Source organism: Solibacillus sp. FSL H8-0538, from assembly GCF_038003525.1.
Lineage (GTDB): Bacteria > Bacillota > Bacilli > Bacillales_A > Planococcaceae > JBBOPI01.
In genome coordinates this window covers 1418551-1436429 of record NZ_JBBOPI010000001.1, presented here as the reverse complement: position 1 = coordinate 1436429, position 17879 = coordinate 1418551, and the positions used below count along the sequence as shown (strand labels likewise).

At 38.1% G+C, this 17879-nt stretch carries 14 protein-coding genes; 3 read left to right on the top strand and 11 right to left on the bottom strand.

Going from position 1 to position 17879, the window contains the following annotated elements; all coding sequences use genetic code 11:
* Positions 1–8: 8 nt before the first annotated feature.
* Together MHH87_RS06695 and MHH87_RS06690 are read right to left on the bottom strand one after the other, a co-directional pair.
* Positions 9–869 (bottom strand): patatin-like phospholipase family protein, encoded by an 861-nt coding sequence (locus tag MHH87_RS06695; RefSeq protein WP_340748550.1) that lies wholly within the window; start codon positions 867–869, stop codon positions 9–11.
* 134 nt (positions 870–1003) lie between these two features.
* Positions 1004–1468 carry a thioredoxin family protein gene (locus MHH87_RS06690; RefSeq protein WP_340748549.1) on the bottom strand — a complete coding sequence of 155 codons (465 nt, stop codon included), beginning with the start codon at positions 1466–1468 and terminating at the stop codon, positions 1004–1006.
* Positions 1469–1689: 221 nt separating this feature from the next.
* On the opposite strand from MHH87_RS06690, the gene pepF reads away from it, so the two are divergent.
* A complete protein-coding gene (pepF, locus tag MHH87_RS06685; protein WP_340748548.1) occupies positions 1690–3498 on the top strand; it encodes an oligoendopeptidase F in 1809 nt (602 codons plus the stop codon).
* A gap of 151 nt (positions 3499–3649) precedes the next feature.
* On the opposite strand, the gene MHH87_RS06680 is transcribed toward pepF, so the two are convergent.
* On the bottom strand, positions 3650–4864 hold the full coding sequence (locus tag MHH87_RS06680; RefSeq protein WP_340748547.1) for an NAD(P)-dependent malic enzyme: 1215 nt from the start codon (positions 4862–4864) through the stop codon (positions 3650–3652).
* A 605-nt stretch (positions 4865–5469) separates the two neighbouring features.
* Between MHH87_RS06680 and MHH87_RS06675 the strand changes: the two genes are divergently transcribed.
* Positions 5470–6291, top strand: a complete 822-nt coding sequence (locus MHH87_RS06675) for a S1C family serine protease (protein ID WP_340748546.1) — start codon at positions 5470–5472, stop codon at positions 6289–6291.
* 66 nt (positions 6292–6357) lie between these two features.
* On the opposite strand, the gene MHH87_RS06670 is transcribed toward MHH87_RS06675, so the two are convergent.
* The 5 genes from MHH87_RS06670 to MHH87_RS06650 all read right to left on the bottom strand — a co-directional run bounded on the left by MHH87_RS06670 (position 6358) and on the right by MHH87_RS06650 (position 13817).
* The gene (locus tag MHH87_RS06670) at positions 6358–7374 is read right to left on the bottom strand and encodes an inorganic phosphate transporter (protein WP_340748545.1); all 1017 of its coding nucleotides are present in this window, start codon (positions 7372–7374) and stop codon (positions 6358–6360) included.
* Between the two features lie 18 nt (positions 7375–7392).
* On the bottom strand, positions 7393–8013 hold the full coding sequence (locus tag MHH87_RS06665; RefSeq protein ID WP_340748544.1) for a DUF47 domain-containing protein: 621 nt from the start codon (positions 8011–8013) through the stop codon (positions 7393–7395).
* A 412-nt stretch (positions 8014–8425) separates the two neighbouring features.
* Entirely contained in the window at positions 8426–9235 is an 810-nt protein-coding gene (locus tag MHH87_RS06660) for an MBL fold metallo-hydrolase (protein ID WP_340748543.1), read from the bottom strand.
* Between the two features lie 148 nt (positions 9236–9383).
* The gene (locus MHH87_RS06655) at positions 9384–10193 is read right to left on the bottom strand and encodes a sulfurtransferase (RefSeq protein ID WP_340748542.1); all 810 of its coding nucleotides are present in this window, start codon (positions 10191–10193) and stop codon (positions 9384–9386) included.
* 12 nt (positions 10194–10205) lie between these two features.
* Positions 10206–13817: a dynamin family protein gene (locus tag MHH87_RS06650; RefSeq protein WP_340748541.1), complete on the bottom strand. Its 3612-nt coding sequence runs from the start codon at positions 13815–13817 to the stop codon at positions 10206–10208.
* Positions 13818–14170: 353 nt separating this feature from the next.
* Here MHH87_RS06650 and MHH87_RS06645 point away from each other — a divergent pair, with 353 nt between their 5' ends.
* Positions 14171–14293: a hypothetical protein gene (locus tag MHH87_RS06645; protein WP_340748540.1), complete on the top strand. Its 123-nt coding sequence runs from the start codon at positions 14171–14173 to the stop codon at positions 14291–14293.
* Positions 14294–14432: 139 nt separating this feature from the next.
* Here MHH87_RS06645 and MHH87_RS06640 read toward each other — a convergent pair whose 3' ends face one another.
* From MHH87_RS06640 to MHH87_RS06630, 3 genes are all read right to left on the bottom strand, one after another.
* The gene (locus MHH87_RS06640) at positions 14433–15701 is read right to left on the bottom strand and encodes an S-adenosylmethionine decarboxylase related protein (RefSeq protein ID WP_340748539.1); all 1269 of its coding nucleotides are present in this window, start codon (positions 15699–15701) and stop codon (positions 14433–14435) included.
* A gap of 367 nt (positions 15702–16068) precedes the next feature.
* On the bottom strand, positions 16069–16905 hold the full coding sequence (locus MHH87_RS06635) for a DMT family transporter (protein ID WP_340748538.1): 837 nt from the start codon (positions 16903–16905) through the stop codon (positions 16069–16071).
* A 183-nt stretch (positions 16906–17088) separates the two neighbouring features.
* The gene (locus MHH87_RS06630; RefSeq protein WP_340748537.1) at positions 17089–17661 is read right to left on the bottom strand and encodes a cysteine hydrolase family protein; all 573 of its coding nucleotides are present in this window, start codon (positions 17659–17661) and stop codon (positions 17089–17091) included.
* Between the last annotated feature and the right edge of the window lie 218 nt (positions 17662–17879).

Genomic DNA, 17879 nt, shown 5'->3' with positions numbered 1-17879 from the left:
GTTTTCATTTATATACCTAAAAAATGTTTCAGTTCTGCCATGCGTTCTAGTGCTTGGCGGTAGCCCATTTGATAATTAATTTCCATGCGCTCAACCTTGCCTTCAAAGCTCTTAAGTGAAAATTCAGGCTTAAAAATAAATGCCTTCCCCTGCTGTTCAAGCTCTAGACACTGCTTTAGCGTCGCATTGTACCGCTCCGCACGCTTATTCATGCTATCAACAAGCTTCGGATAGCGTTTAGCTAATAATTTCATGACCATCTTTTTTTTTTTATCATTGGACTTTTGGTAGCCTTGAGGACGTGTCAAAATTATGACATGCTTGTCAAACCCTTGCTCAATGGCACGCAAAACAGGAATTGGATCTGTTAAACCACCATCATAATAAGGCGTCTCGTTAATTTTAATTTCTGGGAATACGAGCGGGATCGCACATGTTGCGCGCAGTATTTGGCACTTCTTGTCCATATCATGAGCACTCATATACTCAACATCACCTGTTGTAGCGTTTGTCACGCCAAACTCAACCTTACCAGGGTAATTGTAATACGCCTCCCAATCAAATAGATCAAGCTGGTTCGGAATGACATTGTACGCAAAATCTAAGCCGAATAAACTTTTTTCCTTCAAAATATTCCGTACGCCCATATAGCGACCATCATTGCGATACGTTACAAGGACTCGTTTTGTGCGTTCTTGCTGTAGTGACATATAAGAAACCGCATTAATTGCACCAGCCGAAATCGCTACGACATACTTCATTAGAATCCCTTCTTCTAGCATTGCATCGAGCACACCTGCTGAGAAAATAGTACGGAATGTCCCACCTTCTAATATTAAGCTACGATTTTCTACTAAAGTTCGCTGCATCTCATCACTCTTTCATTTGAATCATTACTACTATGCTAGCAAAATTTCCCCATTTATGCTCGAAAAAAATCGACCGTATCGTGGAATTATACGGTCGACTACAATTCTATATGCCTTGCTGAGTCATGTTAAATTTATTGATTTAAAAACTGCTTCGTTATATCTTTCGGTGCATCGCCCTCTAAGCGATCCACTTCCTTACCCTCTTTAAAATGAATTAAAGTCGGAGTAGCAGTAATCGCATATTTGTCCCAACCAAAATCAAATTCAAGTACATTAAACTGATCAATATGAACACCTTCTGTTTGTGCAATCGGCATTAAGACAGGTGTAAAGGCTTTACAGTGCACACATGTTGGGCTGAAAAAATAGGCAAACGTCTCATCGCCACTTTCAATTTTCTTTGTTAATTCATCCGGTAAAATAATATTACTGTAATTTTCATCACCAAGCTGGTCAATAGTTGCTTGCTGTAAATCATTTGTACCGTATGGGTTATCCACATTTGCTAATTTATCATTAGACGCTTTATTCGTTAATAATGCAATGCCTGCAAAAAGCAGGACAATTATCCCGCCAAAAATAGCTAGTTTTTTCATTTGTATTTCCTCCCTTGTAGTATGTACGCTTTTCATTTTAGAAAATCATTATTTCGAATTCAAACTATTTTAATTCAAAATTAATGAATATTAGAAGTTGTTGGCGAATATTTGGCGAAGGCGTGAAGTTTTATTTCACAATTAAGAGGCTAATTGCTTTTCAATTCCAAACAATCCAAAAATATGCTACGCTTTATTACGAGAATCGTAATATGGGAGGAATGACTATGTCAAACATTACACGTGATCAAGTCTCGCTTTCGGAAACTTGGAATTTAGATGATTTATTTACGTCAGAAGAAGTCTTTGAAGCAGCTCTTGTCGAAGTAAAAAACATCGCTAGCAACATTGAAGCTGCATTAAAAGGGAAAATTGTTGATGCTGCAAGTGCCATCAACGCCATCTCATCCTATGAAAAATTATATGAGAAACTGGTTCCCATTGGCACATACGCAAGTTTAGCGCATAGTGTCGATCAAACAAATACAGAAAACCAAATGCGTGCAGCGAGATTCGGTCAGTTATCTTCTAGTATTGGTGCGCAGTTATCCTTTATTACGAGTGAATTATTAGCACTAGACGAAGCTAGCTTACAACAAGCGGGCAAATTGAATCCTGCCTGTGCGCACTATATTGAAAAATTATTAAAACAAAAGCCTTATCAATTACACCCTGAGGCAGAAAAAGCATTAGCTGCATTTGGTGCTACGTTCAATGCACCATATGAGCTGTATAATACAACAAAATTAGTCGATATGAAATTCTCGAACTTTGAAGTAAGCGACGAGAGCTATCCACTTAGCTACAACCTATTTGAAGGCGACTGGGAGCTTGAAAACAATACGGACGTGCGCCGCGCTGCTTTTGCTGCATTCTCTGCGAAATTACGCGACTATCAACATACAACAGCAAAAGCTTATGACATGCAATTGAAAAATGAAAAAACGGAAGCAGATTTACGTGGCTACAATTCTATTTTTGATATGCTATTACTTCCACAAGAAGTCGACCGCAAGATGTATAATCGTCAAATTGACTTAATTACAACGGAGCTTGCACCGCATATGCGCCGTTATGCAAAGCTTTTACAAAAAACACATAGCCTTGATAAAATGACTTTTGCTGATTTAAAAATTTCATTAGATCCTTCTTATGAGCCAAAAATTACAATTGAGGAATCACGCAAATATATGAAGGACGGCCTTGCTGTGATGGGCGAGGACTACAGCAAGATGCTCGACCGCGCATTTGATGAGCGCTGGATTGATTTTGCACAAAATGCTGGGAAATCTACAGGGGCCTTTTGTTCAAGTCCATATGGTGTGCATCCTTACGTTTTGATTTCTTGGACGAGTCGTATGAATGAAGTATTTGTGTTAGCTCACGAATTAGGCCATGCAGGTCACTTCTATTTAGCGAATGCTGAGCAAAACATTTTCAACGCCCGCGCCTCCCTTTACTTCATTGAAGCGCCATCGACAATGAACGAAATGCTAATGGCGAATCATTTACTAAAAAATTCTAGCGATGCGCGCTTTAAACGTTGGGTCATTTCAACAATTATTAGCCGCACTTATTATCACAATTTCGTAACGCATTTACTAGAAGCTGCATATCAACGTAAAGTATATGAAATTATTGATGCTGGCGGTAGTATTAATGCACCGAAATTAAACGAATTAAAACGTGGCGTGCTTGAGGAGTTCTGGGGCGACACAGTGGAAATTACAGAAGGTGCTGAGCTTACTTGGATGCGTCAGCCACACTACTATATGGGTCTATATCCGTACACATACTCAGCAGGTTTAACTATCTCTACACAAGTGTCGCAGCGCATTTTAAATGAAGGCGAAGCGGCAGTGGCGGACTGGACAGAAGTATTAAAAGCAGGTGGTACGAAAACACCAGTAGAGCTTGCCGCGATGGCAGGGGTTGATATTACAACAGAAAAACCGTTACGCGATACAATCACCTTTATCGGAGATATGATTGACCAGTTAGAACAGTTAACAGCTGAGATTGGGGAATAGTTTTATAGCAGCTCTCCTTGTGAGGGCTGTTTTTTGGTTGTGAAGAAATTAGAAAGACACATCTCGGCCAAAATAGTACGAGATGCTGTCCTTTCTTATCTACCAAAAACGACCGCCACCTTTTCATAAGGCGCGATCGTTTCACGTTCATTTAGATAGCTATTATATTGTTCTTAGCTACTGGTTGTTGAAATAACACCGATACACCTGTGTCAATTGCTGCAGAACCTACTGCTTTTGCCACAACGCCTGCTACGCGCTCATCCATTGAGCCAGGGATGATAAAGTCCTCACTTAATTCTTTTTCTGTAACTAGTGATGCGATTGCTTCTACAGCAGCAAGTTTCATTGTTTCATTAATATCCGTTGCACGAACATCTAATGCACCGCGGAAAATCCCCGGGAAGGCAAGCATATTATTAATTTGGTTTGGATGATCTGAACGACCTGTTCCAATAATACGAACGCCCCATTTTTTTGCGTTCTCAGGTGTAATTTCTGGGTTAGGGTTCGCAAGTGCAAATACAATTGGATCTTTAGCCATTGATTTAATATGCTCTTCTGTTAAAAGGTTGGCTATAGATACGCCGATAAAGACATCTGCGTCTACTAGTGCATCAGTTAAACTACCACGTAAGTTATGCGGATTTGTTAAATGTGCAACGCCTTCTTTTATTGGATTCATACCTTCTGGACGACCTGTATAAATAATTCCTTTTGTATCACACATTACAATATTTGTGTAACCTAATTGAATTAAAATACGTAAAATCGCAATACCGGCAGCTCCCGCCCCGTTAATAACAACTTTCATGTCCGGTATTTCTTTTTTCACAATTTTAATGGCATTAATTAGGCCAGCGCCAACAACGATTGCTGTACCATGCTGATCATCATGGAATACAGGAATGCCACATTCAGCACGTAAACGATCTTCAATTTCGAAGCAGCGCGGTGCAGAAATATCTTCTAGATTAATAGCTCCAAATGTAGGAGCAATCATTTTCACAGTTTGAACGATTTCTTCTACATTTTTTGTATTTAAACAAATCGGTACAGCATCCACATTAGCAAAGCGTTTTAGTAATAGTGCCTTCCCTTCCATTACAGGGAGTGCTGCTTCTGGGCCGATATCACCAAGTCCAAGAACGGCTGTACCATCTGTTACAATTGCAACTAAATTGCCCTTCATTGTGTAATCATAAACTTTTGAAGGATTTTTTTCGATTTCTAAACAAGGTGCTGCCACCCCTGGCGAATACGCTAAACTTAAATCATACGTATCCTGTACTGGCACCTTTGATCGAATTTCCATTTTACCCCCGTACTGTTCGTGCATTTCTAACGACTTTTTCATTAAATCCATTTTAACCCACCCTTTCGAAAAAACTCTAACTTTCTTTATATTCCAGTATCATATTGCTTCACTAAAATAAAGTCAACAATAACATTCTAGATTTTATATAAAAAATCAAAAAACCTTTATTTGACGCGGTTTTTAATTGGAATTTCGCCATTTTTTTTAAGAAAAAAAACTGATTTTTCTCATTTCTTAACTATATTAAAATAGTTTTTTACGCTCTATCATAATACAAGAATACTATTATAACAAAGCTTTATAATGTGAATAATTGCACGTATCATTTTCTTGAAGTATATATGATTTTTTTCACAAACTTTTACTGCTTCTTTTAAATTGACTAAAATTAAAGTTTGACAAATTTTTTTCATACTTTATTAGTTTCTCCTAAATATTCCCATAAATTCAACAAGGAAAGTCGAACTCTTTTAAACCATTAATGAAATTCACATCTAAAAAGGATGGAAATTTTCCACCCTTACCATCTCAATTTCTATATTTATAATGATTAGCTCATATTTAAATTCCTATAATCCTTACCTAAAAACGGAACAATTCATTGCGTCACCTGTCTCATTTCCATTACACTTAATGAAATGGGGGTTTCTAACTTGAACAACAAACCAAATACACTAGATGAACTAACCGAAGAAGAGTTTCTCGAGCTTGTTTTGCAGGAGAAGGAAAAGGCACTAGCTGAGGCAAAACAACGCCGCCTAAACGGCACTCCTGCTCCTAAAAAAACGCGCCCTATAGTAAAAATTGCAGTATGGTTAATGGCATTAACACTTATTTTTAATACATTCGCCATCATTTTTAATATGTATTCGATTCCTGCCATAGATTTTTTACAAGCATCCTCCAAACTTTCAACACAGGAAGATATCCAAATGTATAAAAAGGCGGTGGTTACTGTTTCAACCGACTCTAGTAAGGGAACTGGTTTTGCCATTTCTGATGATGGCTATATTATTACGAATGAGCATGTCATTGAAGACGCTTTATCCGTTACTGTCGTGTTTCCTAATGACGGTCTTTACGAAGCGCAGGTGATTGCGGCATATGAGGAAGTGGATTTAGCAATTTTAAAAGTGGAAGGTACCACCGAATTCCCCTATTTAGAGTTGGCAGAGGAAGCATCCTTTGAACGAGATGAGGCGGTTTATTTTATCGGTAATCCACTCTACTTCACCGGCATAGCAAATGAAGGCACTGTGCTTGACTATTCGACAGCAAGTGATATTCAAACGGACATTATCATGATGGATGCGCCTGTATATAAAGGCAATAGCGGAAGCCCGGTAATTAATAAAGATGGCGTTGTAATTGGTGTTGTGTTTGCGACAGGAAAACGTAACGATTTCGGTCGTGTCGGCTTATTTATACCGGTTGATGAATTATTAACGCGTCTACCTGAACAATTTACCCCTTAAAACAGTAAATGGCCTACTTCAAATTTTGAAGTAAGCCTTTTTTTTGAATTAAACTTTTCTTTGTGATTAAAAAATTAATTGTAATAAGAAATAGAATAAACCAGCCATTAATGCTGAAATTGGTAGAGTGATAAACCATGTAATGATGATTTTACGTGCTGTGCCCCATTTTACGCCTTTAACTCGCTGTGCAGCACCAACACCCATGATCGCGGAAGAAATTACGTGCGTTGTTGAAACTGGAAGCGCAATAACAGTTGCACCGAAAATAATTGATGCAGAAGTTAAATCTGCTGCTACACCGTTTATCGGACGGATTTTCATAATTTTACCGCCAACTGTTTTGATAATTTTATAACCACCAATTGACGTTCCTAGACCCATTGCTAGGGCACAGGCAATACGAACCCAGCCCTGTACTTCATCCGTTGACTGCCAGTTTGCCGCGATTAATGCCATTGTAATAATCCCCATCGCCTTTTGTGCATCATTCGTACCATGCGTAAACGATTGAAGTGCCGCTGTCGCAATTTGCATTAAACGGAAGCCTTTCGTTGTTGCATAAAGTGGAGATTTTTTAAATAACACTTTAAATAGCTTCATCACCAGGAAACCTACTGTTAACGCTAAAATTGGTGAAATAATGAGCGCCTGTAAGATTTTTAAGAAGCCGTCGTAATTTAAAATATTTATCCCAGCTGATGCCACCGCTGCTCCTGCGATAGAGCCAATTAGCGTATGAGATGAACTTGATGGAATTCCAAAATACCAAGTTAGTAAATTCCATGTAATCGCTGAGCATAAGGCTGCTAAAATAACGACAGACCCTGTTGTATCCCCTTCAAATGCATTTAAAGAGAATGGGTCAACAATGTCACTAGCGATTGCCTTTGCAACCCCAACGAATGTAATTGCACCAACGAAATTCATAATCGCAGCCATCAGCACTGCAACTCGCGGCTTTAACGCACGCGTTGACACGGACGTCGCAATGGCATTGGCTGTATCGTGGAAACCGTTAATAAAGTCAAATGCTAAGGCAAAAATGACGACTAAAACCGTAATTATTAATAGCGTATCCATAACTTACTCCTTATGTTATTATGCGTTACGCATAATAATTGTTTCAATTGTATTTGCTACATTTTGACAGTAGTCAGCAATTTCTTCAAATTGTTCGTAAATGTCTTTAAAAATAATTAAACGAATTGGATCTTTTTCAGTTTGGAATAGCTGTGTAATTGAAGAACGGAAAATTTCATCACATTCGCGCTCATAATTTTTTATTAAGATCGCGTGCTTACGCATACCCAGTAAATCTTTTCGGTTTAACAATTCCATTGCTTTTACTGCTTCATCCACGCTCATCATAATAAAATGTAAGAATTGACGCATCGCCTCATTAACTTCTATAAAAGAGTACATTTCAAAATGCGCAAGTGTGTTTTCAATACCATCTAACACATCATCTAATTTAATTGCTAAATCTAAAATATCTTCACGCTCAATAGGTGTCATAAATGATTGATTTAACATAACGATTAGCTCGTGAATTAGTTTATCGCCCGCTGTCTCATAAGATTTCATATTAACAGAGATTTGTTTTAAATCTGAAACATTTTCAATTTTGCATTCATATGCATAATTTACGCCTTGTTGAACATTTTTCGCGATAGTTAAAAGTGATTCGAAAAATGGGTCTGATTTTTTTGAACTAAACATTGATGTAAATCCTCCTGAAGATAAATGTTTTATGAATCTACGCCATCATAGCATCCTGTTTTCAAAGCTATCAATATTTTTTTACGTACATATTAAAACCTTTACATTCGTGTAATTTAAATTTCGACACATTTTTTACATATTTGGCCGAGAAATAATAACCGAATATTAAAAAAATACAATATTTCATTATTTTTTGCAACTATTTCGGTTTTTTTAACAAAAACGAGGGTTCTTTATTCTTTTTTAATCATACGATAATCTTTACAATGGATTAATAATGTTAAGAAATTGTAAATTTTATTTTCATCCTTTATTTAACAATGTAAAAACGAGACTTTCATAAAAGTCTCGTTTAGGCAATTATTTCTCTCTATTTAGTTAGTAAATTCTAGAAGTTTAGCATTACAACTTAGCCATTTTTTAATATAGATGCGACAATGTGCTTCGAATCCCATTCACCAAATGACACACGCGTAATCGGATACTTTTTACTAAATAGCTGCTCATGAATTTCATTTTCACTTAAGCCTTCCGCACGTAGTCCTTGGACGCGATGCTGTAGCTCTAGTAAATAATCAAGTTTGTTCGTAAGCGCCTGTCGCCCATTTTCAATATAGCCCGCGTGACAGCAAAAAGCCTCTTCAAAATCAAATGTTAATACGCGCTCAAGTGAATCAATAATCGTCGGCACACTTTCCTCTCGTAAAATGACTTTTGTTTTTGGCGAGACGTATAAATCACCCGTAAATAATTGACCTGTTTCACGATTTAAAAAAGCCAGATGATCTTTTGCGTGCCCTGGTGTGTCAATGACATCCCATGTTGCGCTGCGCGACTCAAACGTCTTACCAATTGGCTGAGCACCAAATGCCGGGCGCGCACCCCAAAATAATTTGCGGTACAACGGATAATCAGCCTTCAGCTGACACTCAGGAATCGTCATTTCATTCATATAAACTGGGTAGCCGTAAGTATCCTGTAAATACTTTGCACAGCCCGTATGATCCTCATGGTAATGTGTAATTATTACCTGGTCCACATCTGCCTCTGAAAAAAACGGCTTAAACTGCTGGAGGAGTGAATGTGCTCCGGCATCTATTAACACCCCATCAACCTCGAAACTATACACATTCAATCGAATCCTTTGAAATTGTATTGAACCATTCCCTAAACGGATGTTACCAATTTTATTTTCGTTGAATTTTTTCTTAAATAACACTTAATTCACTCCTTTATACGAAAAAATACTATATTCGCATCATAGCATTAAATGAATAGCAATTCATTATTAATTTGAAAAAATACTTAAAATCAAAAACACAGCGTAAGTTTCTCACTTACACTGTGTTCTCACTTAAACTATTTATTTAAAGATTTTCGCCAACTTCTACTTCATAATTTGCAACCCATTCACTATACCCGCCCACAAATAATCGAATATTTTTATAGCCGGCTTCCGTTAAAATTGTATACACAGGTGTAGCTGTAACGCCAGAGCCACAGTACACAACAATTTCTTCATCCTTGGACACTTTATTAAGAAGCTCTTTATTAGCAACTAATTGTTTACCATCTTTAAGTTGCTCCCAGTCAAAGTTTTTCGCAGTTGGGATATGCCCAGCTACCGGATCAAGCGGTTCAAATTCGCCTCTGTAACGGCCGGCAGCACGCGCATCCAGTAATGTTGCGAACTCTTTACCCTCTACAATACGTTTCACATCTAAACGACTCGCATAAATGTCCTCATTCCATTGCAGCGATAAAGCTGTTTTTTTGAAATGTGGCACTTCTGTCGTTGTTTCAAAGCCAGCAACAACGAGACCTTCATAGCCACCATTCACAATATAGACGTGCTGAAAGCCTGCATATTTTAATATCCACCAAGCTCGAGTTGCAAACGGTGCACCGCCTTGATCATAAATATAAATTGCTTCATCATAAGAAAGTCCAGATTTCTCAAATAAATTTTGGAGCACCTGTTTTTCTGGTAATGGATGGCGCCCCCCATTTTTCTTCATATCTGATAAATCTCGCTCTAAGCTCCAAAAAATCGCCCCTTTTATATGCGATTTTTCATAAAGGGCTTGACCTTGCATTGGATTTTGTAAATCAAAGCGTGTATCAATAAAACGACCATTTCTTTCTAACCTATCAGGTGTTACAAATACTTTTGTCATTATTACCCCTCCCTATGCTTGTAGTTGTGCGTAGATATCTTTCCATGCTGCTAAACGACTTTCTTCTTGAAGTAGCATACGCTCTGTTTCGATTTGCTCAAGCGCCTGTTGAAATACATGCTGCCTTAACATTTCCATCTCTGTAGCAATATAATTTGTTGCCCAGTTTAGGAGTTTATCTTTTTCAACATCTAAATAGTTTTGTGCGTCTGGCTTTGTTAGTTGCTCAAGCGCTTCTTTTAATTGTTCTTTTTCATTTTTTTCAAAGAATGCCTTCACATTTTTGAAACGGGATTTAACGCCCACATACGGTTCGCGACTCGTAAATGGCCCGATAAAGTCCAGTAAGCTTGGCTCTTCACCTTCATATGCAAGGAATGAGAAGCTTTGGTTATATTCTTTTAAAGCTCGTACATCTTCCTTAAAACGCTCTGTCATTTTCTTTTGTACAAACTGTGCTAAGCGGAAATTTGTTACACGCAGTTCTTGTGCAAAGTCAAAGCTTAATGCCTGCAGTACTTCTTTTAGTGCCGTATCAAGGGCAGCCTGAGCTGGAATAGCAGCAAATGTAGACGGATTATAGCTTTCACGGAAGAAATCTGGGTAGCGGTAATACACGCGCTGTAAAACGTAATACAGTAACTCGTCTATTTCCTGCTTCGTATCGGCTTCCACCATCGACGTATTTATTGTGCTATACGTAGTACGTACATGCTTTTCTAAAAGTGCAAGTTCTTCTAAACGCTCATCTTTTCGCTTTAAGTTATCCTTTGTTTGTGCGATCAAATCATGCAGACGCGTATGCGTTTTTTCCACTTCCTCGTGTAGTGCCTGAACCGCAATGCCTAATAATTCATCATTTAAGAAATGATGGAACGCATTCTCAAATGGTGGCAACCCGGATTGGAAGTCATTTCCCTCTTGCTTTTCACGCAGTGCTTGAAGACTTGAGACTCCGTAAAGCCTTGGGAAGCGAATGCCGAAGCGTTGCAACTCAGAGCGCACGTAATTTTTCACTTCTTCTTCCTCGTTCATTGTGGCCGCTAAATCAATTGCGTTTACAATAAAGAACATTTTATCGAGCTCAAACGCATCCTTTACACGCCCTAACTGAATCAGGAACTCACGGTCTGCCTTCGCAAATGCATGGTTAAAATACGTGATAAACAAAATCGCATCCGCATTTCGAATATAGTCGAACGCAACACCTGTATGGCGGGCATTAATTGAATCCGCTCCCGGCGTATCTACAAGTGTTACACCCATTCGAGTAATCGGCGAATCAAAGTAGAAATCAATATTATCAACAAAGCATGAACGATTTTCCTGCGCCACATATTTTTCAAAGTCATACCGGTTCACGCGTATTGTCGTACCTAGCTGAGGAATGAAATTACCATAGCCTTCAGAATAAGCACGAATAAATGATTTATGCACATTTAAACGCTCATCCGTTAACTGTACCGCTAACCCTTCATCTGCACGCTCGAACGCTTCTTTCAATGAAGTAACGCGGAGGCCAATTGCTTCGTATGAGCCCTTAATATCTTCAAGTAGCTGAGCTTCTGATTTTAAATGTACATCTGCTGTTTCATGCGGATGTTCTGGTGTGACAGGACGAATTTTATTGATGGCAGCTGTTGTTGGATTCGGTGAAACAGGTAGTACTCGCTCACCCATTAACGCATTAGAAAAACTTGATTTCCCTGCACTAAAGGCACCGAATAGAGCAATTGTGAAATCCTTTTTCTGCAGGCGTTCTACTTTTTTCGTCAGGAAGCTTGCTACTTCTTTAAATCCTTGCACAGTCCCAACTGCTTGTGCTGTTTTTAACGCTTCGGCAATAACGATATTTGTGCTCAAATTCGTGCCAGTTGTTGCAGCTACCTGCTGTTCATATTGCTGTACTTGATCCACTTTCGGTGCTAGCATCGACTCATCGAATGGACGAATTTCACTAAGTGCTTGTTCAAATGCGCGCTGCCAAATGACATACTGCTCTTTTGAAGCCGCTCGTGTTTCATTAGAAGCTTGCGTCATTTGCTTGTCACTAAAGTTTTTATACGCATCGATTTCCTGAATATGGCGTATTGCCTCTACTTTTTGTGTCATCGCATTTATTTTTAACTTTACTGGGGCGGATACTTCATTAGCTACTTGTTGAAGTACGGCCTCTTGTTCTTTTTTCCAATCATCTGTCATGCGGATAAAGTAACGTTTTGTCGCTTCGGATACACGGTTTGCAAAATTAAGCACGGCATCTCCTGTTACGAGCGCACCACTTTGTACTTGCTCCTCAATGACTGTGAACGGAATGTCAAAGCTTTTCTCATCAATTGCCCCGCCACGTTCCTCTGTTAATGCTCCGACATCCTTCAGCGCCGTTTTCATTAATGATTTTATATGCCCTGTAATTTGCGATTGTACAACGGTTTCGTATGCAGCATAGGCCTCTTCGATTCGGCGCTGGCGTTCTTCCTCTGTTTTACGTTTTGCAGAAAATAATCCACCAACTTTAAAGCCTTCCTGTTTACTTTCAAGATAGCTACGTAGTTTATCACGAAGATCTGCGGGCATAATTACTGCATTCGCCAGTAGTTCTTTACGATTTTCCTCGAAAGTCTCATTCCATTGTTCAAATGAAAACAGCTCAGTTTGACGCGTTAGTTTGTCATACTGCTCCAAAATATCAGCACGATTTTCCCATTCATCCGCTGCCAGCACTTCTTCATACGTTTGGATGCGGTCCTGCTTTTCTTCGATTAAATAGTTCTCATGTTCATGTTGTAGCTTTTTTAATGTATTTTCTGCTGTTTGAACTAGCTGATCCTGCCAGTCTTCCATCGAATCCATTACGATTTTCTTCACTTTAGTGAAATCATTGTTCGGATGATCCGCTTCTCTAAGCGATGTGAAGAAAATATTCTTTGGTACAACACCCCACGCCGCAAATGAGCTATGGACGGACTGCTTAAAATCTTCAAACGATAACTCTGATTCACGATGCTTATCAATTTGGTTAACGATTAAATAAACATTCGGATTGTATTTCATCAATTGTTTTGTAAATTGGAAATTCAGCTCAGACTGAACATGGTTGTAGTCCATTGTATAAAACACCATATCTGCAATATGAAGCGCCGATTCCGTGCTCATCGCATGCGCATCATCTGTTGAGTCAACGCCGGGTGTATCCATTACCGTTACACCTGCTGGAAGACTAGATGTACTATGGCCAATTTCGATTTGGGACACAAGCTCACCGTTTTTACTAAGCTCTTTCACCGTTTTAAAATCATAGCCCGCTTCAAACTTCACCGGCTTTTCATGATGCATATAGACAATTGCAAAATCCTCGTCTGATTTATGTACTTTCACAATATTTGCGCTCGTCGGAATAGGGCTTGCCGCCAGAATGTCCTCCCCTGATAATGCGTTGATCATGCTCGATTTGCCTGCAGAAAAATGCCCCGCGAAGCCAATTACATATTCTTTTTGTAATAATTTTCGTGCGAATAAATTGAGCTTATCCATCCGCTCAGTATCGTGATTTTCTTTATATATCATGTATTGTATTGCTGATTGCTGTAATAAGTGCTCTAGTTTTTGCTCTAACGAAGTCATGTATTTCTTGCCCCTTTGTCTTAATTTCGCCACAAGTCTATAGTACCATGCTTTGTGTAGAAAATCGGCTAGTTTTTCTCAAAATTCTACGAAAAATCGACATTGGTAATTACCTTCACTTGAACGAATACTCAATCCATTTTAATTTAGTATGAAAAAAATCGCTTTTCATACAATGTTCACAAATCATTCCGAGTTATTGAACGATTTGTGAAACTGTGCACATACTACTTTCTTTTTCAGGAAATCGTAGTAGAATAACACTTAAAACTGATATATAACAATTATAATGAAAAGACATTATTCTTACAATTGTTATATTACAGAAAAACAAATTAAAGGGGACCTGAAATATGTGGGTTATTACAGTTTTTGAAAAAGATACTTTCCGTATGTTCGAGTACAGCACTAAAAACGAGGCAACAATTGCACTAAAAACATTCAAGCAAACTGCCATACTTTCTTACACAAAATAATTTTTGTTATCAGCCACTCGTCTAGGGTGGCTTTTTTGGTGGATAAACACGTATAACTTTCCCGTCCAAATAAATAAGGGCATCAACTCGCGCTATTTTGGGCGAGTTGACTCCTTCCAACAGATTACTATTTTACTATTTACTGTCTGAAATCCCTCATTCTATCTAAGATAAACCCATCTGTTTGAGGGTTTTCACCTATTACAAAATCCGGGATGAATTGCGAGACATATTTGCCGTAATCAATGTTATTATCCATTTTCAGTACTTCCTCAACAAAGTATACTCCTTTAGGAATAGTCTCTAATAACAACGTGCAAATCCCAGAGTACACTCCGGAGGCGACCTGTAAATAGGTTGCGTTTATTCCATATTTTCGAAATGCAAACTGACTGTTTATTACATTATACATAAACCGTTCTTTATCTTTATATACAACAAGGACCCCTACCAAATCCTCTCCCTCAAGCTCCGCAGCAGAAGGATCGAATACTTCAAATTCCCAATTCCATAAATCATCTAACTGACCAAAATTATCGCGAATTGTTTGTGTTGTATAATCATTGACTTTATAAATAAAGCCCGTTTCTAGGTCATAGAGGCTTCCTAAACTGACAACTTCTTCATGAGCCATTAAACAACCGTAAAATTGAATATCCCCTAATGTGACCTTAAATTCTTTGGAGTAAACATCATCATATAGATAAAGAGGTACGTGTTGTTTAACAAACATCGGATAATTTTCTATAGCTTCATCTAAGTAACATTCCGGTGACCATGAAGAATAGACAGTATTCTTTCGAACAAGAGACTTATCCTTAAAAAAAGTAGTGTCTCTTTCAACAATAAAACAAGCAAGTGGTTTTTCATCTAAGTGTTTGTTCATTATGGAATGCGCCATCCATTGCACAACACCAGGGTTCATGCCTGAGCAAACAATCCCCTTCATATTTGTAAATCTATTTCTTACATCAGCAAATCTATTAAAACGTTCTATTAAAGTAAAACCTGCTAAATCGTCATCCTTATCTACTTCTACATTTTCTAATGCTGAATTCACGTAAGAAATCCCCAGATCATTGCAGATATCCAACATATCTATTGTATCAGCCCACGAAAGGTCGATTACTAGCGAAGTTTTGGTTTCAGATAAATGTTTTCGCACCCTATTTAATTCATGAAGATCGAAATGACAGAGAACAATTCGCTTAGTCAAATTAGGGCATATTTGCTTGTAATAATTAATATCCTTTTGCTTTAAATCGATTAAATGTAACTTACTTCGCTTTAATAACGAGTAAAGTGGGTCATTGGGATTCGTTATTGATTTATTTAATAAGGACAACACTGCTTTTGCAACTCCACCAGCACTACCTAATATTGAAATTGTCACTCCTTTATTCTCCATTTCCTCATCCTTTACATAAATATATTTAAAAGAATTAGTCTTTTCTATACTATGTGTTGGAATTTTTTCCACTACGGCGTTTGTCTAGTAGCGTGGAATGTTAGAGTATTATTGGGGGTATTGCTAGGATAAATATATAGCCTTCCTTAAAAGCCAGATTGATTGTTAATTTCTCTCTAAATTAACAATCAAAATTAAAAGAGACTATAAAAAACCACCACCGTAACAATTCTTTTTCAGAAATAGACGTATAGTTAAGGAACTATAAAAAAAAGATGACGTTTAGAAAAAATCCAAAACATCACCTTTTTTGTATTGATCTTAATTACTTACGGTACGGTTATACCTATAAAGTACTTATCTTTTGTTAAATTTTTGTTAGCACAATGCCAACTACCGCTGACAAGACCCCGACGATTTGATAAACTTTTAGCTTTTCTTTATATAGCCAACAACTGCCAAGCACGACGACTAAACAGCTTAGGCTAACGATTGGGAATACAATACTTGCCACCCCTGTATCAAGGGCAAAAAAGTAACTACTATACCCTACAACACTAAAGCAACCTATGAGCGCGCCAAATTTCAGTTCTGAACGATGCCATTTTCCCTTCATAATCCAGCTATAGATAATTAAATAAACCGCACCGCCACCATACATACAAACCAGCGTATTCATCGAGTCGATATGTAAGTGAGAAGAAGTCTTCATGAGCACACCGAGTATACCAAACGATAAAATAGACAGTAAAATTCGGTACATCCACGGCTTATAATCAATTGTACCTCCACTCCCTGGTGCATATTGAATGACTGCCGCAGACGCAAGCATAATAATAATACCGACCCACTGCATAAGGGTGATATGCTCATGGAAAATGAGTGCCGCACTTAGTATTGGGATAACCGTATACGTGCTAATGAGCGGCGACGTTAAACTCGCGGGCCCCTTTTCAAACGCCTTGGACATTTGAATATTGCCGTTTGTATTTAATATCCCAATTACCGCACCAAGAACGATGGTTAATATATTGAATGGCGCAAACCCTTCAACCAAACCATAACCAAACATTAATAAAAACGCGATCAGGTAAAAGAAAAACTGCATATGTATCTTTGATAGACCTTTTCCTGCTGTCACCTTAAAAATCATATTATTGATACCAAAGCAAAACATCGTCACAATTGCTGCCACAATCCACATAAAAATCCTTCTCTCCCGTTGATAGAGCTAATTTTAATATGGATTTCAGTTATTTCGCATGATTCTTACAATTAATATGAAATTTTGTCATGAAATCTGCATGTTTTAAGCATTAAACAGAAAATCCGTTCTCCTCACTTACAGGGACCTTAGCGTAGTAGTAATAATTTTAGATGTCCTTTATTATCTACGAGTGTATTGTGATAAAACGATCTCTCTCAACTCTTCCGCCGAAATAACCCTCGCAAATTCCCGATGCAGTGCGGCGAGAGTTACTTGGTGAATGATTTCTGCCGGGTACACATAGCCGCGATGATCCGTTAACGAAAACGCAGCAGTGGCATCCTCGACAATAAATGTGTTAAATCCTAAATTACCGCTCATTCTTGCAGTTGTGGATACACAATGTGGCGTTGTCAGCCCAATCAATACAACATTTTCAATTAACCTATTTCGCAAGTAATCTTCTAAATCCGTTCCGATAAACGCACTGTTGACGGTTTTTTGAATCTTTTTTTCATGTGCTAACGGTGCTACACACGCTTTTAACTCAAACCCTTCCTTTGTGGGGTGTAAAGGTGATGTTTCATTGACCGACGCATGCTGCACATGAACTACATCCCATTCGTTTGTGCGAGCGAAATGTAACATCGCTTCCATTACTTTCTCAGCATTTACATTATTGCGTTCTCCCCATTTCGGATCATCAAAACCTTTTTGCACATCAATAAGCACGAGTGCTGTTCGATCAATCATCAAAATTCCTCCTATCCTAGACGACAATACCCATTAATTCCACAGTACACTAGTAACAGATTCTAGAAAAATAGTCTACTCACGAACCAAAAGAATTCGGTCTTACTTTGTATCGGTAGTATTATCTTTATTTAGTACTTTATAACATTTTCCCCTTTTATCCCAAATCCCTATATTTGCTTTTATCCTACTGGACCCAGAAAGATACTCATTTAATT

Bases quoted from the DNA above. Each gene is read 5' to 3' on its own strand.
- MHH87_RS06655 (WP_340748542.1), bottom strand. From the start codon at position 10,193: ATGACAAAAGTATTTGTAACACCTGATAGGTTAGAAAGAAATGGTCGT.
- MHH87_RS06690 (WP_340748549.1), bottom strand. From the start codon at position 1,468: ATGAAAAAACTAGCTATTTTTGGCGGGATAATTGTCCTGCTTTTTGCA.
- MHH87_RS06630 (WP_340748537.1), bottom strand. From the start codon at position 17,661: ATGATTGATCGAACAGCACTCGTGCTTATTGATGTGCAAAAAGGTTTT.
- MHH87_RS06650 (WP_340748541.1), bottom strand. From the start codon at position 13,817: ATGACTTCGTTAGAGCAAAAACTAGAGCACTTATTACAGCAATCAGCA.
- MHH87_RS06695 (WP_340748550.1), bottom strand. From the start codon at position 869: ATGCAGCGAACTTTAGTAGAAAATCGTAGCTTAATATTAGAAGGTGGG.
- MHH87_RS06665 (WP_340748544.1), bottom strand. From the start codon at position 8,013: ATGTTTAGTTCAAAAAAATCAGACCCATTTTTCGAATCACTTTTAACT.
- pepF (WP_340748548.1), top strand. From the start codon at position 1,690: ATGACTATGTCAAACATTACACGTGATCAAGTCTCGCTTTCGGAAACT.
- MHH87_RS06645 (WP_340748540.1), top strand. From the start codon at position 14,171: ATGTGGGTTATTACAGTTTTTGAAAAAGATACTTTCCGTATGTTCGAG.
- MHH87_RS06670 (WP_340748545.1), bottom strand. From the start codon at position 7,374: ATGGATACGCTATTAATAATTACGGTTTTAGTCGTCATTTTTGCCTTA.
- MHH87_RS06635 (WP_340748538.1), bottom strand. From the start codon at position 16,905: ATGTGGATTGTGGCAGCAATTGTGACGATGTTTTGCTTTGGTATCAAT.
- MHH87_RS06640 (WP_340748539.1), bottom strand. From the start codon at position 15,701: ATGGAGAATAAAGGAGTGACAATTTCAATATTAGGTAGTGCTGGTGGA.
- MHH87_RS06680 (WP_340748547.1), bottom strand. From the start codon at position 4,864: ATGGATTTAATGAAAAAGTCGTTAGAAATGCACGAACAGTACGGGGGT.